This is a genomic window from Pseudonocardia sp. TMWB2A (assembly GCF_017312135.1).
In genome coordinates, this window is the sequence record NZ_QKQY01000002.1 from 4,606,437 (window position 1) to 4,628,755 (window position 22,319).

The following is a 22,319-nucleotide window of genomic DNA, read 5'->3' on the forward strand; positions in this document are numbered from 1 at the left end:
GTGGAACAGCTGACCAACCTGCTCGGCGGCTTCGCCGACATCCTCAGCCCGTCCGCGCTGCTGTTCGTGTTCCTCGGTGCGCTGATGGGCACCGCGGTCGGGGTCCTGCCGGGGCTGGGCTCGGCGATGGCCGTGGCGCTGCTGCTGCCGCTGACCTTCGTCCTCGAACCGACCAGCGCGCTGATCATGTTCACCGGCATCTACTTCGGTGGCCTGTTCGGCGACTCCATCGCCGGGTTCCTCATGAACACCCCCGGCAACTCGACCGCCATCGCCAGCACCTTCGAGGGCCACCGGATGGCGCTGCGCGGCAAGGCCGCCCAGGCTCTGGCCACCGGCGCGATCGGCGCGTTCATCGGCGGCATGGTCGCCTCGGCGCTCGTCGTGTTCTTCGCCCCGACCCTCGCCCGGCTCGCCACCGGCTTCGGCCCCGCCGAGTTCCTCGCGCTGGCCGTGTTCGCCTTCGTCGCGATCTCCGCGGTGGTCGCCGACTCCGCGATCCGCGGCGTCGCCGCGCTCGCGATCGGCCTGACCCTCGCCCTGGTCGGGATCGACCAGCCGACCGGCACGCCCCGGTTCTCCTTCGGCTTCTCCCCGCTGCTCGACGGCGTCTCGATCGTCGTGATCACGGTGTCGCTGCTGGCGCTGGGCGAGGTGTTCAGCCAGGCCGCGAAGGTCGGCCGGGCCGAGGAGACCAGGGCCGTCATGCCGACCGGCCGGTGGTGGCTGTCGAAGGCCGAGTTCCGCCAGGCGCTGCCCGCGTGGCTGCGCGGCACCGCGATCGGTGTCCCGTTCGGCGTCATCCCGGCCGGTGGCGCCGAGGTGCCGACGTTCCTGGCCTACGGGACCGAGCGCAGGCTCGACCGGCGCAAGGCCGAGCCGACCTTCGGGAAGGGCGCCATCGAGGGCGTCGCGGCACCGGAGGCCGCGGGCAACGCCACCGCGGGCACCGCGATGGGCGCACTGCTCGCGCTGGGCCTGCCCACCTCCGCGACGGCGGCGATCCTGCTCGCCGCGTTCCAGCAGTACGGCCTGCAGCCGGGCCCGCTGCTGCTGGAGCGCTCCGGGGACATCGTGTGGGCGCTGCTCGCCGGGTTCTTCCTGGCGATGATCGTGCTGCTGATCCTCAACCTGCCGTTCGCGCCGCTGTGGGCGCAGCTGCTGCGGGTCCCGAAGTCCTACCTGTACGCGGGCATCGCGGTGTTCGCCGCATTCGGCGTGTACGCCTCCGGGGCGAGCCAGGTCGACCTGGTGATCATGCTGGTGGTGGGGGTGCTCGGGCTGGCGATGCGGCTCTACGACATCCCCGTCGCGCCGGTGCTGATCGCGGTGATCCTCGGGCCGCTGGCGGAGTACTCGCTGCGCGACGCGATGGGCAACTCCGACAACGACCCGGCGGTGCTGGTGTCGAGCCCGATCACCGTGGTGCTGTACCTGCTGCTCCTCGCCGGCCTGGGGTGGACGGCGTGGCGCCGGTTCGCCGAGAAGCGCGCCGCCGACGTGTGATCACCCCGCGGCGCGGGCCAGCTCGACGGCCCGCGCCAGGGTGGTGAGGCGCTCGTCGAGCGTCTCCCCCGCGGGGTAGAGCCGTACGGTGCCGACGCCGGCGGCGGCCCAGTCCCGCAGCCGCGCGGCGACCCGTTCCTCGGTGCCGATCAGCGTCGTCCCCAGCACCATCTCGTCGGTGACCAGGGCCGCGGCGCCGGCCCGGTCCCCGCCCTGCCAGGCGGCGCGGACGGCGTCGGCGCGCTCGCCCCAGCCCTGGCGGCGGTAGGCGTCGAAGTAGAAGTTCCGCCGGGCGGTGCCCATCCCGCCGAGGCTGAACGCGATGCCGGGGCGGCGGGCGTCGACCATCGCCGCCTGGTCGGCCTCGTCGGCGGCGAAGGCGACCTCGGCGCCCTGGCAGACCTCGATCGCGGACCGGTCCCGCCCGGCGGCGCGCAGACCGGTGTCGAGGTGGGCGAGGTAGGCGTCGGCGCCCTCGGGGACGAAGCTCGTGCCCAGCCAGCCGTCGGCGACCCGCCCGGTGAGCTCCAGCATCCGCGGGGACAGCGCCGCGACGAACACCGGCAGGTCCGGCACCGGCGTGGTCGACAGCCGCATCGGGCGGCCCTCACCGCCGGGCAGCGGGATCGCGACGGTCTCGCCGTCGTAGGCGATGCGCTCCCCCGCGCAGGCGGCCCGGATGACCTCGATCGTCTCGCGCAGCCGGGTGAGCGGGCGGGCGAACGGCACCCCGTGCAGGCCTTCGATCACCTGCGGGCCGGACGGGCCGAGCCCGAGCAGGAACCGGCCCTGCGACATGTCGTGCAGGGTCAGCGCGGCCTGGGCGATCGCGACCGGCGAGCGGGTGCCGACCTGGATCACCCCGGAGCCGAGCCGGATCCGCTCGGTGCGGGCGGCGAGGTAGCCCAGCGCCGACGGCGCGTCCGAGCCCCACGCCTCGGCGACCCAGCAGTCGTCGAGGCCCAGGCGTTCGGCCTCGACGACGAACTCGACGGTCTCGCGCCAGTCGCCGCCGGAGGCCTCGACCGTCGTGGCGGTCCTCATCGGCCGTCCCGGACGAGCCCGACCGGGCCGTACGCGGGCACGTCCCCCGCGGCGAGCACCGCCGCGGCCATCGGCGCCAGCAGCGCGGCGAGCTCGGCGGTCCGTTCCGGGCCGAGAGCGCCCCACGGGCGGGCGGCGGCCCGGTCGGTGAGCCGTTCGATCTCGTCGTGCTCGTCGGCGCCGGCGGCGGTGAGCGCGCCGGTGGCGTCGACCCAGCCGCGGGCCCGCAGGTCCTCCGCGCCGGCCGCCCAGGCCTCCGGGTCGAAGCCGCGGGCGGTGCGCAGCCACTCGCCGTCGGTCTCCCCGGCGGCGATCTTGAGGTGGTGCGCGGCGACCGGGCCGACGCCCCGCGCGACCAGGACCGCGACGTGACCGTCCCCGCGGTGCTCGCGCAGCGTCGTCGTCGCCTGCCAGAGGGTCTCGAGGTCGCCGTCGGGGCGGGGCAGCGCGGCGTTCGCGGCGGCGAGGACGCGGCCGTCGACGTCGACCTCCCCGGCGGCGGCCCAGGCGAGCTCCGCGGCCCGGTGCAGCGCGGCCGGGTCGGCGGCCGGGCCGGTGCCGTCGAGCCCGGACCGGCGCAGCGCGGCGGCGGAACCGGCGAGCCGGGCCGCGAGCGCCCCGTCGGGGGTCGCGAGCGACCAGACCCCGGGCAGCGCACGGGCGGCCATCGACGGGTGGAAGCCGTGGAACGCGGCCGTCACGGGTGCCGCTCCCACCGGCCCCAGCGGGGCGGCGCGCATCGCGAAGTAGCCGCGCCAGAACCCGCGGAACCCGGCCGCCTCGGCGGCGGCCCGCGCCTCGGGGGCGAAGTACACGACGTCGTGGACCGGTTCGAGCTCGGTCCACAGTGTCCGCGCGGTCTGCACCGCGATGTCGGGGACGGTCACCACCGCACCGTAGTGCGGCGGTGACCGTCCCGGACAGGTCTCTCCCGCTCGGCGGTCAGGAGAGGTGGTGGCGCTCCTGCAGCGCGTAGACGGGGGTGTCGATGCCCGCCTCACGCGCCTTGAGCTGCAACGCGAGGTACAGCGAGTAGAACCGGCTCTGGTGCAGGTTGCCGCCGTGGAACCACAGGTTCTGCTGCTGGGTGGGCTTCCACATGTTGCGCTGCTCGCCCTCCCAGGGACCGGGGTCCTTGGTCGTGTCCGAGCCCAGGCCCCACACCTTGCCCACCTTGTCCGCGACGTCCTGGCCGACGATGTCGGCGGCGAGGCCGTTCATCGACCGGTAGCCGGTCGCGAACACGACGAGGTCGGCGTCGAGCTCGGTGCCGTCGGCGAGCCGCACCCCCTTCTCGGTGAACTCCTGCATCTGGCCGCGGACCAGCTTCACCTTGCCGTCCGCGACGAGCTCGGCGGCACCGACGTCGATGTAGTAGCCCGAGCCACGGCGGAGGTACTTCATGAACAGGCCGGAGTCGTCGTCGCCGAAGTCCAGCTCGAACCCGGCCTCCTCCAGCCGCCGGTAGTAGTCCGCGTCGACCTCGCGGGCCTTGTCGTAGGCCGGCTTCTGGAAGGTGTGCATGATCCGGTACGGCAGCGACGCGAAGATCATGTCGGCGGTGTGGGTGTCGACGCCCGCCTTGACCGCGCGCTCGGAGTAGAGGTCCCCGAGGCCGTACTCCATCAGCGTGTCGGACTTGATGATGTGGGTGGACGAGCGCTGCACCATGGTGACGTCGGCGCCGACCTCCCACAGCGAACCGCAGATGTCGAACGCGGAGTTGTTCGACCCGATGACCACGACCTTCTTGCCCCGGTAGGCGTCCGGGCCGGGGTGCTGCGACGAGTGCTGGACCTCGCCCCGGAACTGCTCCCGGCCCGGGAAGTCGGGGATGTTCGGCTTGCCGGAGACGCCGAGCGCGATCACGAGCTGGCGCGGGCGCAGGGTGATCTGCTCGCCCGCCCTGTCGACGACGACGCTCCAGCGGCCGGCCGCCTCGTCGAACCCGGCGCTGCGCGCGGTGGTGGAGCCCCAGTAGTTCAGCTCCATGATCCGCGTGTAGAACTCCAGCCAGTCGCCGATCTTGTCCTTCGGCGCGAACACCGGCCAGTTGTCCGGGAACTTCAGGTACGGCAGGTGGTCGTACCAGACCGGGTCGTGCAGGGCGAGGCTCTTGTAGCGCTTGCGCCAGGAGTCGCCGGGCCGCTCGTTGCGCTCGACGATGATCGTGTCGACGCCGAGCTGGCGCAGCCGCGCGCCCAGCGCGATACCGCCCTGGCCGCCGCCGATGATCACGACCTCGGGGTCGCGGGTGCGCCCCAGCTCGGCCAGCTCGGCCTCGCGGCGCTCCTTCCAGGTGACCCGGTCCGGGTTGGCGCCGTGCTCGGTGCCGAACGGCCGGTTCTCCCCGCGGGGCTCCTCGTGCCCCTTGAGCTCGTCGAGGGTGGTGAGGAAGGTCCACGCCTTCCCGTCGACGATGCGGACGTGCCCGGAGCCCCGCCCGACGGCGGTCTCGAAGGTGAACCACCCGTCGGTGACGCCACCGGCCTCGGTCGGCTCGGCGGACAGCGTCCAGTGCGACGGGTCGGTCGCGTCGAGGGTGTGGTTCAGCAGGTCACGGACGCCGTCGTGGTGCTCGACGGTCTTCATGTTCCAGGTGAACGCGACCAGGTCGCGCCAGTAGCTCTCGTCGGCGAACAGCGCGACGGCGCGGTCGATGTCACGGGCGGACAGGGCGTCGGCGAAGGCGGTGAGCCAGCCCTCCGCGGTCGTGCGTGCCGCCGTCTTCTCCTGCGTGGTGGTCACGGGCACCTCCTGCGAGCGGTTCGCCACGACCGGGGCGGCGCTCGCCGTCCTGCCGCGGTCGTCGGGGCAACGGAGGTGAGTGAACACCACGCGCGTGATCCACGACACCGGTTGCGGGGAGGTTGCAACTCCCCCTCACCGCGGCAGGACGGGGGCCTCAGGCGAGGTCGGGCCGCAGCGGGCTCTTCTCCCCCGCCTCGACGGCCACCTCCAGGGTGTTCCCGGCGGGCGGCAGCGGGCAGGTGGCGTGGGCGGTGAACGCGCACGGCAGGTTCACCACCCGGTTCAGGTCCACCTCCAGCGTCCCGTCCGGCGCCGGGTCGTCGGTGCGCAGGATGCGGCCGCCGCCGTAGGTGGTGTCCCCGGAGGTGGCGTCGCGGAAGTGCAGCGACAGGCCGCCGTCCTTCCCGGCCAGCGCCACGAGCCGCTGCGGGGCACCGGCCCAGGTGAACGCGACCTCGCCGACCGCGGTCGGGAAGTGCTGCAACCCGGCGACGACGGCGTCGACCGTCACCGTCCGCGGCGCGTCGTAGGGGGTGAACACGGCGTCGACGACGGCGGCCGGGTCGTAGGGCCAGGCGGGCACCCCGGTGAACGCGGTCCGGGTGCGGGCCTGCGGGTCGCGCACGCGCAGCGCCCACGAGTCGGTGCGCCGCGCGATCTCGACGACCCGCTCCCCCACCGCGATCATCACGCCGGGGGCGCCGTCGACGGGCCGGACGTGCGCGGTGCCGTCGAGCGGTCCGGTCGCGCCGGGCAGCACGACCCCGTCGGCCGCGACGGCGGTGACCGCGACCTCGTCGGGTCCCGCGGCGCGCCAGGTCCCGGGCAGCCCGGGTACGGCACCGGCACCGTCGTCGAGCCAGTGCAGGGCGGTCAGGGACAGCCAGCCGTGCGGCTCGCGGAGGGTCTGCTCGCGCGCGGCACGCCACGCGTCGTGGGCGGTGAGGGTGCTCGTCATGTGGGGGCAACACCCCACCCGGGCGGAGGTGTTCCCCCGGCGCCGCGGCTCAGTGCACGCGGCGGCGGACCGACTCCGGGTCCGGGCGGGTCAGCGCGATCACCCCGCCGAGCGCGACGAGGACACCGGCCAGCGCCGCCCCCTCCCAGCCGGGCCGGATCCGGTCGCCGAGCAGCGCGATCCCGACGAGACCGGGGACGACCACCTCGGTCACCGACAGCACCGCCGTCGCCGGGCCGACGGCGCCGTCCTGCAGGGCGCGGGCGAAGGCCAGCACCCCGAGCACCCCCATCGCGACGACGCCGTACACCAGCGGGTCGAGCAGCAGGCTGCCCGCGGTCTCCCACCGGAGCGGGCCGGGGTGGATCGCGCGGACGGCCAGCGCCGTGCCGCCGAAGCCCAGCCCGGCCAGCAGCGCCAGCAGCATCGGCCGCCCGGCCCGCCACACGAACGGGGCGGCGGCGAGGATCACCACGAACGACACCAGCAGGACCGGGGTGGCCACGGGGGGCAGCGCGTCCGGGCGGTCCGGCTCGGCGCTCGCGGCGACCACGACCAGCCCCGCCAGCACCGCGGCGACCGCCCACCGGTCGCGCCGGATGAGGTTCCACGGGTTCCAGCCGTGGTCGGCCAGCGTGGTCAGCGCGATCGCGCCCGCCAGGATCGACTGCACCGCGAAGACCGGCAGGTACCGCAGCGCGACGACGGTGAGCACCCAGGCCACGACGTCGGCGAGCAGCCCGGCCAGGAACCACGGCTGCAGCCACACCGGGCGCCCGTACTTCGCCAGCCTGCTGCCGCGGGCCTCCCAGAGGGCGGCGACGGTGTTGCCGACCATCGCGGTCGCGGCGATCAGCAGGGCGAACAGTGTGGTCATGTCCGGGCCCATCCTGCCCGCCCGCGGCACGACCTGCTCCGGACACGCCGATCGGCGCCCGTGGGTGTGGTGGCCGGTGCCGGGCGTGCACACTCGGCGCATGCGCATGCGGTTCGGCCCGGACTCCGACGACGAGTTCCACGCGGCCGCCCAGGAACTGCTCGACGGGTTCGCGGCGTGGCTGACCGAGAACGAGGTGGTCGCCGAACCGATGTCGGCGGAGCTGCTGCTGCAGTACAAGTGGCTCGCCGGCGACGGCGACCTCGCCGACTGGCCGCTGGAGCACATCGAGACCTTCCTCGACGGCTGGTGCCCGCACATCGTGCTGGAGCACCGGCTGCCGGTGCGGCTGGTGCCCGCCAGCGTCGCCGCGTTCGTGGAGTTCCTCGACGAGCGCGGACTGCTGGCCCCGGGCTCGCCGCGGCCGTCGCAGGTGCGGCGGCTGTGCGGCGAGTACGTCGAGGAGTACGACGAGCTGGAGGCCGGGGCCGGGTCGCCGCTGCTCACCGAGCTGGGCGACGACCCGGACCCGGTGCGGATCCCCTCGCCCGCCGACCGGGCGGCGTCCGCGGCGCAGGCCCGGATCCTGCACGACGCGCGGGCGCTGGCCGGCTGGTGCGGCCCGCGCGGCCGGGCCCTGACTGCGACGGGCAACCTGCGCCTGGCCGACGCCCGCGAGCTGGTCGGCCTGCTCGGCACCGGCGACGAGCCGGACCGCGTCGCCCGCCTCGACCGCTCGACCCGGCTGCGAACCCTGACCTGGGTGCTGGAGACGAGCGTGCGCGCCGGCGCCGTCCGGCGGGAGTCGGGGCGGCTGGTGGCGGTGCCGCGCTTCGCCGGGCTGGACGACACCTCCGCCCACGAGGACCTCGTGCTCGCCGCCCGCGAGGTGGGCGCGCTGTCGACCGGCTGGCCGCACGTCGCCGCCGAGGACACCGCGGACCCGGACCTGCCCGTCCGGGAGGCCGCGCCGATCGCGGTCGACGACACCGCACCCGACGCGGACGTGGTGTTCACCGGCGAGATCGACGACGAGGCGATCGAGGCACTGCTGCGCGCCGAGGAGGGGCCGCCGTCGGAGGACGCGACCCCGGCCCTGCTGTTCCTGCTGCGCCACGTCGACGACGGCGTCGACCACGACGACCTGCGCCACGCCCTGGACGTGCTCCTCGACTGGACCGAGGACGCCGACGGGGACGCCGACGTCGCCTCGCTCCGGACCGCGACGCTGCTCGAGCAGCTGGAGCGGCTCGGGTTGGTCGAATGGGCCGGGTCGCGCCGCGAGGCCGACGGGGCGGACGAGGTCCGGGTCGGCGGGATCGTGCAGCTCACCCCGGGCGGGGTCGCGTGCGCGCTGCTGCTGCTCGCCGCGGAGGACCTGCACTACCCGACCCGGCCGGACCCGGCGGTCGCCTCGGCCGCGGAGATCGTCGAGCTGGCCGGGGAGGTCCCGCCCGACGAGTGGCGCCGCGACATCGACGCCTGGCACGCCGCGCAGCCCGATCCGGCGCGGGCGGTGGCCGAGTTCGTGGCGGCGGCGCTCGCACCGGGGCAGACCCTGCTCGTCGCCCTCACCGCGACCGGCGTGGCCGCGGACCGCTTCGGCGCCGAGGCCGTCGACACCCTGCTGCACGACCACCTCGACGGCCCGCACCGCGGCATGGTGGCGCGCCGGCTGGTCGCGCGCGGCGAGATCGACGCCGACGCCGTCGAGCCGGAGCTGCTGCTCACCGCCTCGATCGACGTGCTGGCCGTCGCGCTGGACACCGTCGACGCCGAGGACTGGCCGGACGCGTTCGCCGCCGAGTTCCCGCCCGAGACCCTCGAGGTGTTCGACGCCGTGTGGCAGCTGGACCATCCGCGGGTCGGCGAGGTGCTGGCCGCGCTCGGCGAGCACCATCCGGACGCCGCGGTGGCCAAGGCGGCACGCCGGGCCAGGGAACGCTGGCGCAGCAGGACCGGGGGCGCCTGAGCCGCCGGGCGCAGCAGCTCGCCGCGGGCCCCGCCGCATGCGAACATGTGTTCGTGCGCGGCCTGGCCACCATCCTGCATGCCGACCTGGACTCGTTCTACGCGTCGGTCGAGCAGCGCGACGACCCGCGCCTGCGGGGGCGGCCGGTGGTCGTGGGCGGCGGTGTCGTGCTGGCCGCGAGCTACGAGGCGAAGGCGCACGGCGTGCGGACCGCCATGAACGGCCGCCAGGCGCGGGCGCTGTGCCCGCAGGCGATCGTCGTCCCGCCGCGGATGGCGGCCTACTCCGAGGCGAGCCGCCGGGTGTTCGCGCTGTTCCGCGACACGACCCCGGAGGTCGAGGGGCTGTCGATCGACGAGGCGTTCCTGGAGGTCGGCGGCCTGGCGAGGATCGCGGGCACGCCCCGCGAGATCGCCGCGCGGCTGCGCGAGCGGGTGGCCCGGGAGGCGGGGCTGCCGATCAGCGTCGGCGTGGCCCGCACGAAGTTCCTCGCCAAGGTGGCCAGTGGGGCCTCGAAGCCGGACGGGCTGCTCGTCGTCGACCCGGCGCGGGAGCGGGAGTTCCTGCACCCGCTGCCGGTGCGCAGCCTGTGGGGCGTCGGGGCGGTGACGGCGGGGCGGCTGCACGAGGTGGGCGTGCGGACCGTCGCCGACGTCGCCGCGCTCGGTGAGGCCGCGCTCGTGTCCTACCTGGGGCCGGCCGCGGGGCGGCACCTGCACGCGCTCGCGCACCTGCGGGACCCCCGCCCGGTGGACACGCATCGGACCCGCCGCTCGATCGGGTCGCAGCGGGCGCTGGGCCGCCGCCCGCGCACCGACGCCGAGCTCGACGGCATCCTGGCCTCGACCGTCGACCGGCTGGCCCGGCGCCTGCGTGCCCCGCGCGGGTCCGACCGTGACGAGCCGGACGAGACCCTCGACCCTCTCGGCGCCGCGGGGGGCGGGCGGGTCTGCCGCACCGTCGTGCTGCGGGTGCGGTTCGGCGACTACGCCCGGATCACGCGCTCGCACACGCTGCCGGTCGCGACCGCGCACACGCCGACGATCCTCTCGGCCGCCCGCCGGCTGCTGCACGACGCCCTGCCCGACATCCACGCCCGCGGCATCACCCTGCTCGGCCTGTCGCTGACCAACCTGGACCGCGACGACGCCCTGCAGCTGGAGCTCCCCCTCGACGCCCACGCCGGCCCGGCCCTGGACACCGCGCTCGACGCCGTCCGCAGCCGGTTCGGCTCGGCCTCGGTCGGCCGCGCCAGCCGCCTCGGCCACGACGAGGGGCTGCAGGTGCCCCTGCTCCCCGAACACGAGTGATCGTCAACCCGAGGTTGACGAAAGACGGTCGTCAACTTACGGTTGACGCATGACGCCACCGACGCCCCTGGGCGGCACCGTCCGCCTCGACGACCTCATCCACGCCATCACCTCGGTCCACCAGGACCCGCTGGAGCAGCTCTCCGACGCCGTGCTCGCCGGGGACCACCTCGGCGAGGTCGCCGACCACCTGATCGGCCACTTCGTGGACCGGGCCCGCCGGGCCGGGGCGTCGTGGACCGACATCGGCCGCAGCATGGGCGTCACCAAGCAGGCCGCGCAGAAGCGGTTCGTCCCCCGTCCGGACGCCCCGGAGAACATGGCCCAGGGCTTCGAGCGGTTCACCCCGCGGGCCCGCAACGTCGTGGTCTCCGCGCAGAACGAGGCCCGCACGGCCGAGAACGACCGGATCACCCCGGCGCACCTGGTCCTCGGCCTGCTCGCCGAGCCGCAGGGGCTGGCCGTCGCGCTGCTGACCGGGCTGGGCACCGACACCACGGCGCTGCGCGAGGCCGCCGTCGCCGCGCTCCCGGAACGCGCGACGACGGTGCCCGCCCTGATCCCGTTCGACCCGGCCGCGAAGAAGGCCCTGGAGCTGACCTTCCGGCACGCGCTGCGGATGGGGCACAACTACGTCGGGACCGAGCACGTCCTGCTGGCCCTGCTGGAGCAGGAGGACGGCGACGGTGTCCTGACCCGGTCGGGCGTCGACGATGAGCGGGTGGAGCAGGCCGTCACCGAGGCGATCGCCGCGATGACCGGGGGCGGGGCCGGGGAGAGCTGACGGCGGGGTGGAGACGCCGTGGCCGGGGCGGGACCCCGGGCGGGCTCAGGTCGCGAGCTCGATGCTCCCCCGCACCGACTCCGGTGCCCCGTCGGACCCGGCCGCGACGTCGATGCGGTCCCCGTCCGGGGTCCCGCCGACCCAGACGTCGGCGCCGGCGAAGGCGGGAGCGGTGAGGCGGTACTCGAAGCCGCGCACGAACGCCGTCGGGCGGTGGCGGCGCGCGATCTCCAGGCCGAGCAGGGCGAACAGCGGGCCGTGCACGACCAGACCGGGGTAGCCCTCGACGCCGGTGACGTAGGGCAGGTCGTAGTGGATGCGGTGGGTGTTGTAGGTCAGCGCCGACATCCGGAACAGCAGCTCCGGGCCGGTCGGCACGGTGAAGGCCCACTCGTGCTCCGGGCGTGGTGCCGGGTCCGGCGCGACCGTGCCCCGGACCGTGCCGGCCGGCTGCGAGCGGTAGACGATGTCCTGCTCCTCGACGCAGAGCAGCGTGTCGCCGCGGCGGAACTCCGCCCGCGTCGTCACGAACGCCATCTCGCCGCTGCGGCCCTGCTTGACCCGGACCGGGCCGAGCTCCTGGCGGCGGGTCACCGGTTCGCCGACCCGCCACGGGGCGTGCCAGGTCAGGCGTCCGCCGGCGAACATGCGTCGCCGGTCCGGGACCGGCGGCAGGAAGTGGCCCTCGCGGGGGTGGCCGTCGTCGCCGAGCGCGGACATCGGCGGGGTGTCGAGGAAGGCGAGCCAGTGCCACAGCGGCGGGAGCGGGTCCCCGTCGGCGGCGACCGGGTCGAGGTCGATCAGCCCGGAGAACGCGGCGACCGACCACGGGGTGACGGTGTCGGTGCCGACGAGCGGACCGGGGGCCCAGCCGTCGAGGGCGGCGGCCAGGTCCGCGGGGGCGTCGCCGGGACCGGTCACGACGCGACCTGGTAGCGGGTGTGCTGCAGGATCGTCCAGGCCACCAACGCCGGGTTGTCCACCATCGGCACGTGCCCGACGCCGGGGAGCACCACCAGCTCGGCGCCGGGGACGGCGTCCATCATCGGGCGGCCGTAGCGGCCGTAGGGGATGGTGCGGTCGGAGCCCGACCAGGCGATCCGCACCGGGCAGGGCAGCTGCTCGAACGGGGCGATCGCGGTGTCCATCCGGGCCGCGGACAGCAGCGGCTCCAGGATGGTGCAGCCGGCGAGGTCGTCGAACAGCTCCGCGACCTCCTCGGGGGTGTAGCGGTCGGTGTGCTCGGCCAGGGTGAGCAGCAGCAGCCTGCGGATCACCCCGCACGAGGCCAGCGCACGCACCGGCGCCCAGCCGGCGAGCAGCGCCCCGATCCGGAACGTCGCGAGCAGCCGGTACAGGTCCGCGGGCACCGACCAGGCCCCGGCCGGGGACAGCGCGACGACCGACCGGGCCCGGCCGCGACGGGCCAGCTCCAGCGCGGCCCAGCCGCCGAGGGAGTTGCCGACCACGTGCGGCCGCTCGGGCACACCGATCGCGTCGAGCTGCTCGGTCAGGCCGTCGACCAGCAGGTCGACGCTGAACTCGCCCTCGGGCATCGGCGGGCCGTCGAGGTGGCCGGGCATGGTCACCGCCCAGACCTCGTGGTGCTCCTCCAACATGGGCAGCAACGGCTTCCAGGCCCGCCACGACGAGGTCATCCCGTGGAGCAGCAGCAGCGGCTCCCCCGAGCCGCCGACGTGGTACGCGCTCATCCGACGATCATGGGCTCCGCGGCCCCGGGCTGCAGCGCGAGGACCTCCGCGAAACCGCCGGCCAGGCAGCGGGCGAACTCCTCGCGGTCGGTGATGGCGGCCGCGTCGATGTTGGCGCCGACGCAGCACTGGTCCCCGTGGGTGACCACGGAGATCATCGCGGCGCAGCCGGGCAGCGGCGCGAACGGGTAGACGCGGTCGATCCGGGCGCCGCAGAGGAACGCCTCGGAGCGCAGCCCCGGCACGTTCGACGCCTGGAGGTCGTTGCCCTGCGTCGACCCGCCCGCGACCAGGGTCAGCAGCGGGCCGGGCAGCCGGGCCAGCAGCGGCGCGACGACGTCGGGGCTCTCCAGTGCGGGCTCCTCGCGGGCCGCACGCATCTGCTCCCCCACCTCCCGGATCCTCCGGGCCGGGTCGGCGATGCCCATCGGCGCGGCGAGCCGGGCCGGCGCCCAGCGGTTGCCGCCCGCGGCGTCGCCCTCGCGGCGCACCGACACCGGCACCGAGGTGCGCAGCGTCGCGTCGCCGGTGACCGGGTGCCCCATCGCCTCGTGGTAGAGCCGGAACCCGCCGAGCAGCGAGGCGACGAAGGCGTCGTTGAACGAGCCGCCCACCGACTTGCCCGCCGCGCGCAGGTCGGCGAAGTCGACGTCGAGCGCCACGAACCGCCAGGACATGCCACGCGGGCGCAGCAGCTCCGAACCGCCGCCCGGCGGCGGGGACAGCACCCGCAGCGCCGAGTCGAGGTAGCGGGCGGTGTCGCGGGCCGCCGAGAGCGGGTGGGTGAGCGCGCCGACGACGTCGCGGGCGGCACGGGCGGCCGCCGGGACGATCCCGGCCTCGCGGCGGACGAGCCGGTCGACCTCGGCGAGCGGGTCGGGCGAGGTCGGCTCGGGCGCGGCGGGCTGCGGCTTGGTGTCGTCGTGCTCGCGCTTGCGGCTGTGCAGCTGCGACAGGAGCTGGACCACGCCCATGCCGTCGGTGAGCACGTGGTGCAGCTTCAGCAGGAACGCCGCGCGCCCGCCGGGCAGCCCCTCGACGAGCATGGCCTCCCACGGCGGCCGCTCCCGGTCGAACGGGGTCATCATGAACTGCTCGGCGATCGGGGACAGCTCCGCCCAGAAGCCCGGTCCGGCGCCGGGGATCCGCACCCGGCGCAGGTGGTAGTGCAGGTCGAACTCGACGTCGTGGATCCAGTACGGCGTGCCGAGCCCGCCCAGCGGCTCCCGGATGCGCTCGCGGAAGCGCGGGACCATCCGCGTCGCCCAGTCCACGGCGGCGACGAGCCGGTCCCAGTCGGGCTTGGCGTCGAGCAGCTCGACCGCCAGGACCGGGGACCGGAAACGGGGGTCGTCGCCCTCGGCCCGCCACATCATGACCTCGAACGGCGACATCTCGCGGGCCGAGCCCCAGCCCGCCGGGGAGTCGCTCATGCCGGGTCCTCCTGGCTGTCGTCGCTGCGGTCGTACTGCTGGGCGATGCGGCGCTCCGGCCACGCGGCGAGCGTGTCGAGGAACCGGCCGCGGACCTCCTCGGCGTACTTCCCGGCGTCCTCGGGGACCCAGGACGAGGTGTCCACCGGGGGCAGGACGGCGACCTGCACGGTGCCGCCGCGCAGGGTCTGGGCGCCCCGCCACATGATCTCCCCCGCGTTGCGGATGACCACGGGCACGATCGGCACTCCGGCCTGCATCGCGATGTGGAACGCGCCCTTCTTGAACGGGCCGAGCCGGGGCGTCGGCGAGCGCGTGCCCTCCGGCGCGATCGCGAGCGAGATCCCCTCGTCGCGCAGCTTGTCGACGGCCGGCTGCAGCGCCGCCCGGGCGGCGCGGGAGTTGGAGCGGTCAATGAACGCGACGTCGGCGGCCCAGAACAGCTGTCCCCACACGGGGATCTGCGCGGCCTCCTTCTTCGCGACGCCGGTGAAGTTCTCGCGCAGCAGCTTCATCAGCACCGGCACGTCGAACTTCGACTGGTGGTTGAACACGAACACGCACGGCCGGGCGGAGTGGAGGTACTCCGCGCCGGTCACCTCGACGTCGATGCCGGCCAGCCCGAAGCCGACGTCGGCGCCGACCGAGCCCGCCATGTCGACGAAGCGGCGCCGCGAGCCGTGCAGCAGGCCCGCCCCGGCCGCGGCGGCCAGCCCGGCGGCCATGCCGCCGTAGAAGACCGCGGTGCGGGCGACGTCGGTGACGCTGGGGAACAGCCCGCCGCGCGGCGCGCAGTCCAGGACCGGCCAGCCCCTCTCGCCGGCGAGCGCGCGCAGCGAGTCGGTCGGTGAGACCGCGACCGCGTGGCCGACCGCGGACAGGAACTCCGCGTCCTCGGTGCCGTTGGCGTAGCCGAAGCAGTCCGCCAGGTCGACGCCGTGCGCGGCGGCGTCGGCGCGGACCGCCTCGGCCTTGCCCGCGCCCCACAGCGAGGTGCCCGCGACGCGGCCGGTGAGCACGCCGTCGCGCACCTCCAGCTCGGTGCACAGCACCCGGTCCGCGCCGAGCTCGTCGGCCATCGGCTGCACCTGGAACCGGGTGGCCGAGGACGCCATGACGACCTGGTGGCCCTGCTCCTGGTGGGCGGCGACCAGCTCCCACACCTCCGGGTGCAGCGAGCCCGCGATCTCGTCGCGGAACAGCGTCCGCCCGAGGGCGTGGAGCTCGTCCTCGCTGCGGCCCTTCCAGGTCGCGAGCGTGATGGACAGGAACTCCTTGAAGTCGTCGTCGGTGCGGATCCCGCGCATGCCCGACAGCACGGTGCGCACCATCTCGACCGGCCCGACGTCGAACTCGCGCAGCCGTCTGCGGTAAAAGGCGCCCGCGGAGTAGCCGTCGATGACGGTGCCGTCGTAGTCGAAGTACGCGACCGTCCCCGGTCCCGGCTCCGCCTCCCGGATGGCCCGGAGCCGGTCCCGGGTGTCCCCGGCCGGCGTCCCGTCAGCTGGCGACACCCGTATCCCCTTCCACACGCTGCTCCGTCCCGGACGGCGGGACCACCGGTGACACCGGGACGGCCCCGGGCACCGCCGTCCCGCCGGAGCCGAGGACCACCTCGAGGCGGGCGCGCTGCAGCTCGCCCAGCCGTCCCAGATCGTGGATCACCGCGGTGACCTCCGCCAGCCAGGCCGCGCGCCGCTCGCCCAGGGGCGCTCCGGCCGCGCCGGACTCCGGTTCGCCGAGCAGGTCGCGGTTGTCGGCCTGGCGCACTGCGGTGGCGTACAGCTCACGCGACACCGAGTCGGCGCGGTCGACCCGCTGCTGCAGCAGCATCTGCCGCCCGACGCCGAGGCAGTCCTCCAGGAACTCCTTCTCGTCGGTCATCGGCTCCTCGCCCAGGGCGGCGAGCCGGTCCGCGACGACGAGCTGGGCGTCGAGGAACGACCGCAGCACGCCCGGTGCGACCAGCAGCGGCGCCTGGCGCAGCGCGCCGCGCACGTCGGACGGGTTCGCCGCGCGGGTCCGCCACTCCGGGTCGACCAGGTCCAGCTCGGCGATGATCTCGGCCCGGAACTCGCGGCGGGTGGAGAAGAAGAACTCGAACTTGAGCAGGTCACGCAGCCGGGCCAGCTCGCGCCACGCGACCTCGACGATGTCCTCGTCGGGGTCGGCGTCGCCGACGCGCAGCAGTGCGACCTCGAGCATGGCGCGGTTGAGCAGGTGGTGCAGGGCGCCGTTGCGGTAGAACGCCGCGACGTGGTGGCGGTCGGTGCTGACGGCGAACACCGGCTCGGTGCCGGCGTCGTAGACGGTGACGACACCGGCCTCGGCGAGCCGGTCCAGCGTCATCCGCAGGCCGTGCCGGGTCCGCAGTTCGGCGATCGGCACCGGGATCCCGCGCGCTTCCAGGTAGTCCGCCAGCGGCGCGACGACCTCCCGGACCTGCTGCAGGGTCAGCGCCCGGTCCTGCGCCCAGAGCAGCGCGAACGTCACGAGCGAGGTCGCCGTCGCCGGGGTGACGCGGTTGATGCCCGCGCACACCCGGAACGCGACCTTCTCCAGCTGCGCGCGGCCGGGGCCGGCGTCCTCCAGGGCGCGGCGCAGCGCGAACGGCTCGGCGAAGCGCACCCGGGCGGTGCCGATGTGGCGGCGCTGGTCGCGGAAGTAGCCGAACAGCCAGCCCAGGCCCTCGGCCTTCTTCTGCCCGCCGCGCTGCTCGGCGGCCATCGCGCCGACCTCGTGCAGCTGGTCGTAGACGATGGACACCGGGACCAGCACGGCGTCGAGCTCCGGGCGCTCCTCCAGCGCGGAGACCAGGTAGCGCAGCAGCCCGATGCGGGGCTTGCGCAGCTTCCCGGTGCGACTGCGGCCGCCCTCGAGGTACCACTCCAGGTTGAAGCGCTTGGACAGCAGGTGGCCGAGGTACTCGGTCATCGCCGCCTTGTAGACGGTGTCGCCGCCGAAGCTGCGGCGGATGAACACGATCCCGGCCCGGCGGCCCAGCGACCCCAGCGGCCAGAACGACAGGTTGTTGCCGCCGAGCACGTGGTTGCGCGGGAAGTTGCGGTCGTGCAGGACCTCGGCGAACAGCAGCGGGTCGGCGTAGGAGCGGTGGCTGGGCAGGAACACCAGCGCGTGCTCCTTGTTGAGCTCCCGCAGCCGCTCCAGGCCCGACTCGTCGACCTGGACGTCCCAGGCCTTCGCGTGCATCGGGCTCATCACGGCCCGGAAGGCGTCGATCGCCGGCGGGCTCTGCACGGCCGCCATCTCGTGCAGGCAGGACTCCAGGTCCCGCTCAATCTCGGCGGCGGGCTTCCCGGTCCGCGCGGCCAGCCCGTCGACGAGCGTCGGGAAGCGGGCCGAGGAGGTGATCTGCTCGACCATCCGGCGCGGCACCTTGTACCGGTCACCGAGGACGCGGCGCTCGGCGCGGTCGCAGGCCAGGATCGCCTGCCGGGCGACGAACCGGGTGAACCCGTCCGAGCCGGGCCTGCCGTTCTCCTGGGCGACGAACCGGGACACCAGGTCGGCGACGGTCGCGGGCTCCCCCGTCACGACCCGGGCCGCGTCCGGGCGGTGCTTCACCATCGACGGGTGCAGCGGCGACCAGGCCATCCGCATGACCGCGGACGTCGCCAGGCCGGTGAGCTTGCGGACCGGGCCGCTGTCCTCCGGCTCGGGGGTCAGCCACGCGACCCGGGCCGGGACGATCACCGTGCCGTCGCCGTGCAGGGCCTCCCCCAGCGCGGACGGCACCTCGCCGTTCGCGCCGAGCGCGACCACGGCGGCGGCCGGGTGCTCCTGTTCGGCCCAGCGGCGCAGGATGCCGCGTTCGGTGTGCGACCGGGCCTGGGTGACGACGACCTCTCGTCCGCCGGTGAGGTCGTTGTTCGTCATGGAGGCCCCCTGTCGGCACGCCCCGCCGCGGTGCGGCGCCTGGGGGGTCAACCTAGTTACCCGCCGGTTGGGCAACAACCCGACGCGGCGGGTCCCGGCGAACTCACACGATCTTGTACGCCTCGGTGAGCACGTGCCGCAGGATCTGCTCCATCTCGTCGAACTCGGCCCGGCCGGCGATCAGCGGCGGCGCCAGCTGGATCACGACGTCGCCGCGGTCGTCGGGGCGGCAGTACAGGCCCGCCTCGAACAGCGCCCCGGGCAGGAACCCGCGCACGAGCTTCTCCCGCTCCTGCGGGCCGAAGGTCTCCCGGGTGTCCCGGTCGCGCACGAGCTCGATCGCCCAGAAGTAGCCGTCGCCGCGGACGTCGCCGACGATCGGAAGGTCACGGAGCCGGTCGAGGGTCGCGCCGAACTCGTCGGCGTGGGACAGGACGTTGCCGTAGAGGTCCTCGCGCTCCATGAGGTCGAGGTTCGCGAGCGCGACGGCGGCCGAGACCGGGTGCCCGCCCCAGGTGTAGCCGTGCGGGAACGTGACGCCGGGGGCGAGGAACGGCTCGATCACCTTCTCCGAGGCGATCATCGCGCCCATCGGCCCGTAGCCCGAGGTCATGCCCTTCGCGCAGGTGATGATGTCCGGGGTGAACCCGAACTTCGCGCTGGCGAACGGGACGCCGTGGCGGCCGAAGCCGGTGATCACCTCGTCGGCGACGAGCAGCACGTCGTGCCGGTCGCAGATCTCGCGGACCCGGGCGAAGTACGACGGCGGCGCGGTCAGGCAGCCGCCGGAGTTCTGCACCGGCTCCAGCACGACCGCGGCGACGGTGTCCGCGCCCTCGAACGCGATGGCCTCCTCGATCCGGTCGGCGGCCCAGCGGCCCAGAGCCTCGGCGTCGCCGTCGAACTCGGGGTGGCGGTAGAGGTTGGTGTTGGGCACGCGGAACCCGCCGGGCGCCAGCGGCTCGAAGTCCTTCTTCATCGCAGGCAGCCCGGTCACGGCCATCGCCCCGTGCGTGGTGCCGTGGTACGCCGTCGCCCGGGAGATCACCTTGTGCTTGAGCGGGCGGCCGCGGAGCTTGAAGTACTGCTTGGCCACCTTCCAGGCGCTCTCGACGGCCTCGCCGCCGCCGGAGGTGAAGAAGACCCGGTTCAGGTCGCCGGGGGCGAGGTGGGCCAGCCGCTCGGCGAGCTCGGCCGCGGGCGGGGTCGTGTAGCCCCAGACCGGGAAGAACGCCAGCTCCGACGCCTGCTTCGCGGCGACCTCGGCCAGCTCACGCCGCCCGTGCCCGGCCTGCACGACGAACAGGCCGGCGAGGCCGTCGAGGATGCGGCGGCCGCGGTCGTCCCACAGGTGCACGCCCTCGCCGCGGGTGATGACGGGGATCGGGTTCGCGCCGTCGCGGCCGTGCATCCGGGCGAAGTGCATCCAGAGGTGTCGGCCGGCGGCGTCGGCGTGCGGCGAGAGGGCGGGCGCGTCCGGGGTGGCTCCGGCCTCGGTCCGGGTCGTGTTCTCGACGGCGGTCACGTGGGGCTCCCTCGGTAGCGGCGCGGTACGCCTCCGATCGTCGGCGCCGCGGCGGCCCCGGTCAGGGATACGATCCGTATCGTCCTGGGCCTCCTGGCGGACGGAGTGGATCCCGGTGCACCCGACCATCGCCGACGTGCTGGCCCGTCCGGAGGTCCGGGCCGGGGCACCCGCCGTACGGGCCGGGCGGGCGGCGCTGGGCACCCCGGTGCGCTGGGTGCACGTCAGCGAGGTCGCCGACCCGGCCGGGACGCTGCCGCCGGGGGTGCTGGTGCTCTCGGTCGGGGTGCCGGTGGCCGACCCCACCACCGTCCCGGCCCGCTACGTCGACGCGCTGCGGGCCGCCGGGGCGGTCGGGCTGGTCGTGGAGATCGGGCAGCAGCTGCCGTCGCTGCCCGCGGGGCTGGTGCAGGCCGCCCGCGCGGCCGGGTTCCCGCTGGTGGAGCTGCGGCGCACGGTGCGCTTCGCCGAGATCGTCGCGGGCGTGCTGGGGCAGGTCGTCGCCCGCCGCGACGACGACCCGGGGCCGCCGGGCGCCGAGGCCGCGTTCCGGTCGCTCGCCCTGCACCGGGTGCCGCCGGGCCGGGTGGTCGGGGAGCTGGCCCGCCGGATCGACGCGCCCGTGGTGTGCGAGGACCTCGCGCACCGGGTGCTGCTCACCGCGGGCGGTCCGGACCTGCGGGACTGGGCGGCGCGCTCGCGGCTGGCCGGGCCCGCCGGGCCGGAGGGCTGGGCGACCGCGCCGGTCGGGCGGCCCGAGGCGCGGTGGGGGCGGCTGACGGTGCCGTCGCGGCCGACGCCGGGCACCGCCGACCGGGTCCGCGCACTGCTCGACGCCGCCGCGGACGCGGTGTCGCTGCTCGACCCGTCGCCCGAGGGCCTGCTGCGGTCCGCCCGCGACGCGCTGGTGGCCGACCTGGCCGCGGCGGTGCCGTCCGACGCCGGACGGCTGGCGGTGCGGGCCCGCGCCGCCGGGCTGGACACCGCGGGTCCGCTGTCGGTGGTGGCGCTGCGCCCGGCCGGAGACGACCCCGAGCAGGCCGTCGACGCGGCGCTCGCCGTCGTCGCACCGGGGGCGACGGTGGTCTCCCCCGCGCCCGGGGAGCTCGTCGTGCTCGTGCCCGGCGACGGCGGCCCGCTGCTCGCCGCGCTGCCCGCCACGGTGGCCGCGGCGACGGCCGGGCCCGGCCCGTTCGCCGCCGTGGCGGACCTGCTGCGCCGGGCCCGCGACGACGCGGCCGCGCACGCCGCGACCGGCGGCCGCGGCCCCGTCCGGGTGCCCGCGCTGCGCGGGCTGGTGCACCGCCTCGGCGACGACCCGGCCCTGCTCGGCTTCGCCGCGGACGTCCTCGGCCCGGTGACGGCGCTGCCCGCCGCCGCGCGCGCCGACGCCCGGGACACGCTGCGGGCCCTGGTCGAGGCGGGCGGGGTCGTCGCCGACGTCGCCCGCAGGCTCGGGGTGGGCCGCCCCGCCGCCTACGCCCGGCTGCGCCGCCTGTCCGGCCTGCTGGGCCTCGACCTCACCGACCCCGAGGTGCGGACCGCGCTGCACCTGGCCCTGTTGGTCGACGCCCGTGCCGCCCGCTGAGCCCGCCGTTCAGGGGCGGTCGGCCCACAGCAGCGTCGCCGAGCCGAGGGTGTCGGTGACCGTGTCGTGCAGCGGCCGCCCGTAGCCCGCGGCGACCTCGCGGACCGGGCGGGCGGTGACCGTCCAGCCGTGGCGGCGCAGCCAGTCGTCGCAGGACTCGGTCCGGGGCTCGGCGAAGAACAGCTCGCGGACGTCGGTGGTGTGCAGCATCTCCCGGGCCGCCGCGCGGAACGACGGCTCGTCCGCGATCCGCTCCACCTGGTCGCCGAAGTGCTCGACGGCGATCCGGCTGCCCGGCACCGACAGCGCGTGCACCCGCTCGAACAGGAGCTGCTCGGCGTCGGCGGGCAGGTAGGGCAGCAGCCCCTCGGCCAGCCAGGCGGTCGGCCGGTCCGGGTCGAAGCCGGCCGCGGCGAGCGCGGCGGGCCAGTCGTGGCGCAGGTCGACCGGCACGGTGACCCGGCGCGCGGTGGGCGCGATGCCCGCCCCGGCGACGACCTCGTCCTTGAAGTCCAGCACCTTCGGCTGGTCGACCTCGAACACCGTGGTCCCGGCGGGCCACGGCAGGCGCAGGGCCCGCGCGTCGAGGCCCGCGGCGAGCAGCACGACCTGGGTCGTCCCGGCGCCGGTCAGGGCCTCGTCGAAGAACCGGGAGCGCACGCCCTGGTAGCCGGCCTGCACGACCCACGGGTCGGCGGCGTCGTCCGGGTCCTCCGGCACGGCCGACAGCGTCCCGGCCGCGTCGACGAACCGCTGGGCGTACGGGTCGTCGACCAGCCGGTCGGCGCGGCGGGTCTCCAGTGCCCGCCCCGCGGCGACGGCCAGGGCGGTGGCGCCCACGCTGCTGGTGATGTCCCACTGATCGTCGGCTGTGCGCATGACGATCACGCTAGGAGCAGACGGTTAGCGTTGCTCATCAGTCACGCGGATGATCACTCGCACGGCGCAGGCGGTACCGGACA

Annotated in this window: 17 protein-coding genes; 5 read left to right on the plus strand and 12 right to left on the minus strand. The window is 75.3% G+C overall.

Features of this window, described 5'->3' with window-relative positions:
• Positions 1-1,506, plus strand: coding sequence for a tripartite tricarboxylate transporter permease (locus DMP17_RS36135; RefSeq protein ID WP_226357785.1), 1,506 nt, complete (start codon positions 1-3; stop codon positions 1,504-1,506).
• Here DMP17_RS36135 and DMP17_RS36140 read toward each other — a convergent pair whose 3' ends face one another.
• The 5 genes from DMP17_RS36140 to DMP17_RS36160 form a co-directional block, all read right to left on the minus strand.
• Positions 1,507-2,550, minus strand: a complete 1,044-nt coding sequence (locus DMP17_RS36140) for an LLM class flavin-dependent oxidoreductase (RefSeq protein WP_226357786.1) — start codon at positions 2,548-2,550, stop codon at positions 1,507-1,509.
• Entirely contained in the window at positions 2,547-3,437 is an 891-nt protein-coding gene (locus tag DMP17_RS36145; RefSeq protein ID WP_226357787.1) for an SCO6745 family protein, read from the minus strand. The genes DMP17_RS36140 and DMP17_RS36145 overlap by 4 nt, the downstream gene beginning before the upstream one ends.
• Before the next feature lie 55 nt (positions 3,438-3,492).
• Positions 3,493-5,298 carry an NAD(P)/FAD-dependent oxidoreductase gene (locus tag DMP17_RS36150; protein WP_337831890.1) on the minus strand — a complete coding sequence of 602 codons (1,806 nt, stop codon included), beginning with the start codon at positions 5,296-5,298 and terminating at the stop codon, positions 3,493-3,495.
• 157 nt (positions 5,299-5,455) lie between these two features.
• Positions 5,456-6,259, minus strand: a complete 804-nt coding sequence (locus DMP17_RS36155) for a DUF1684 domain-containing protein (RefSeq protein ID WP_337831891.1) — start codon at positions 6,257-6,259, stop codon at positions 5,456-5,458.
• Positions 6,260-6,308: 49 nt separating this feature from the next.
• Positions 6,309-7,136, minus strand: a complete 828-nt coding sequence (locus tag DMP17_RS36160; RefSeq protein WP_226357790.1) for a hypothetical protein — start codon at positions 7,134-7,136, stop codon at positions 6,309-6,311.
• Here DMP17_RS36160 and DMP17_RS36165 point away from each other — a divergent pair.
• From DMP17_RS36165 to DMP17_RS36175, 3 genes are read left to right on the plus strand one after another with little or no spacing between them, the layout of a single operon-like run.
• Positions 7,135-9,108: a hypothetical protein gene (locus DMP17_RS36165; RefSeq protein WP_226357791.1), complete on the plus strand. Its 1,974-nt coding sequence runs from the start codon at positions 7,135-7,137 to the stop codon at positions 9,106-9,108. The genes DMP17_RS36160 and DMP17_RS36165 overlap by 2 nt on opposite strands.
• A gap of 47 nt (positions 9,109-9,155) precedes the next feature.
• On the plus strand, positions 9,156-10,418 hold the full coding sequence (gene dinB / locus DMP17_RS36170; RefSeq protein ID WP_226357792.1) for a DNA polymerase IV: 1,263 nt from the start codon (positions 9,156-9,158) through the stop codon (positions 10,416-10,418).
• Positions 10,419-10,467: 49 nt separating this feature from the next.
• Positions 10,468-11,202: a Clp protease N-terminal domain-containing protein gene (locus DMP17_RS36175; protein ID WP_226357793.1), complete on the plus strand. Its 735-nt coding sequence runs from the start codon at positions 10,468-10,470 to the stop codon at positions 11,200-11,202.
• A 45-nt stretch (positions 11,203-11,247) separates the two neighbouring features.
• On the opposite strand, the gene DMP17_RS36180 is transcribed toward DMP17_RS36175, so the two are convergent.
• From DMP17_RS36180 to DMP17_RS36205, 6 genes are all read right to left on the minus strand, one after another.
• On the minus strand, positions 11,248-12,123 hold the full coding sequence (locus DMP17_RS36180) for an FAS1-like dehydratase domain-containing protein (protein WP_337831892.1): 876 nt from the start codon (positions 12,121-12,123) through the stop codon (positions 11,248-11,250).
• Positions 12,120-12,914: an alpha/beta fold hydrolase gene (locus DMP17_RS36185; protein ID WP_208821835.1), complete on the minus strand. Its 795-nt coding sequence runs from the start codon at positions 12,912-12,914 to the stop codon at positions 12,120-12,122. Before DMP17_RS36185 ends, DMP17_RS36180 begins: the two co-directional genes overlap by 4 nt.
• Positions 12,911-14,347, minus strand: a complete 1,437-nt coding sequence (locus tag DMP17_RS36190) for a wax ester/triacylglycerol synthase domain-containing protein (RefSeq protein ID WP_226357796.1) — start codon at positions 14,345-14,347, stop codon at positions 12,911-12,913. Before DMP17_RS36190 ends, DMP17_RS36185 begins: the two co-directional genes overlap by 4 nt.
• Positions 14,344-15,861, minus strand: coding sequence for an HAD-IB family hydrolase (locus tag DMP17_RS36195; protein WP_226357797.1), 1,518 nt, complete (start codon positions 15,859-15,861; stop codon positions 14,344-14,346). The genes DMP17_RS36190 and DMP17_RS36195 overlap by 4 nt, the downstream gene beginning before the upstream one ends.
• Positions 15,848-18,244 carry a glycerol-3-phosphate 1-O-acyltransferase gene (locus tag DMP17_RS36200; RefSeq protein ID WP_337831893.1) on the minus strand — a complete coding sequence of 799 codons (2,397 nt, stop codon included), beginning with the start codon at positions 18,242-18,244 and terminating at the stop codon, positions 15,848-15,850. Before DMP17_RS36200 ends, DMP17_RS36195 begins: the two co-directional genes overlap by 14 nt.
• Before the next feature lie 103 nt (positions 18,245-18,347).
• A complete protein-coding gene (locus DMP17_RS36205) occupies positions 18,348-19,769 on the minus strand; it encodes an aspartate aminotransferase family protein (RefSeq protein ID WP_226366238.1) in 1,422 nt (473 codons plus the stop codon).
• 115 nt (positions 19,770-19,884) lie between these two features.
• Between DMP17_RS36205 and DMP17_RS36210 the strand changes: the two genes are divergently transcribed.
• Positions 19,885-21,357, plus strand: a complete 1,473-nt coding sequence (locus tag DMP17_RS36210; protein ID WP_337831894.1) for a PucR family transcriptional regulator — start codon at positions 19,885-19,887, stop codon at positions 21,355-21,357.
• 9 nt (positions 21,358-21,366) lie between these two features.
• On the opposite strand, the gene DMP17_RS36215 is transcribed toward DMP17_RS36210, so the two are convergent.
• Complete coding sequence (locus DMP17_RS36215) at positions 21,367-22,236, minus strand: SAM-dependent methyltransferase (protein WP_337831895.1); 870 nt, start codon at positions 22,234-22,236, stop codon at positions 21,367-21,369.
• Positions 22,237-22,319: the final 83 nt, after the last annotated feature.

Coding starts and splice junctions, on each gene's coding strand:
- DMP17_RS36140 (WP_226357786.1), bottom strand. CDS start 2,550: ATGAGGACCGCCACGACGGTCGAGGCCTCCGGCGGCGACTGGCGCGAG.
- DMP17_RS36155 (WP_337831891.1), bottom strand. CDS start 6,259: ATGACGAGCACCCTCACCGCCCACGACGCGTGGCGTGCCGCGCGCGAG.
- DMP17_RS36165 (WP_226357791.1), top strand. CDS start 7,135: ATGTCCGGGCCCATCCTGCCCGCCCGCGGCACGACCTGCTCCGGACAC.
- DMP17_RS36160 (WP_226357790.1), bottom strand. CDS start 7,136: ATGACCACACTGTTCGCCCTGCTGATCGCCGCGACCGCGATGGTCGGC.
- DMP17_RS36175 (WP_226357793.1), top strand. CDS start 10,468: ATGACGCCACCGACGCCCCTGGGCGGCACCGTCCGCCTCGACGACCTC.
- DMP17_RS36185 (WP_208821835.1), bottom strand. CDS start 12,914: ATGAGCGCGTACCACGTCGGCGGCTCGGGGGAGCCGCTGCTGCTGCTC.
- DMP17_RS36190 (WP_226357796.1), bottom strand. CDS start 14,347: ATGAGCGACTCCCCGGCGGGCTGGGGCTCGGCCCGCGAGATGTCGCCG.
- DMP17_RS36200 (WP_337831893.1), bottom strand. CDS start 18,244: ATGACGAACAACGACCTCACCGGCGGACGAGAGGTCGTCGTCACCCAG.
- DMP17_RS36215 (WP_337831895.1), bottom strand. CDS start 22,236: ATGCGCACAGCCGACGATCAGTGGGACATCACCAGCAGCGTGGGCGCC.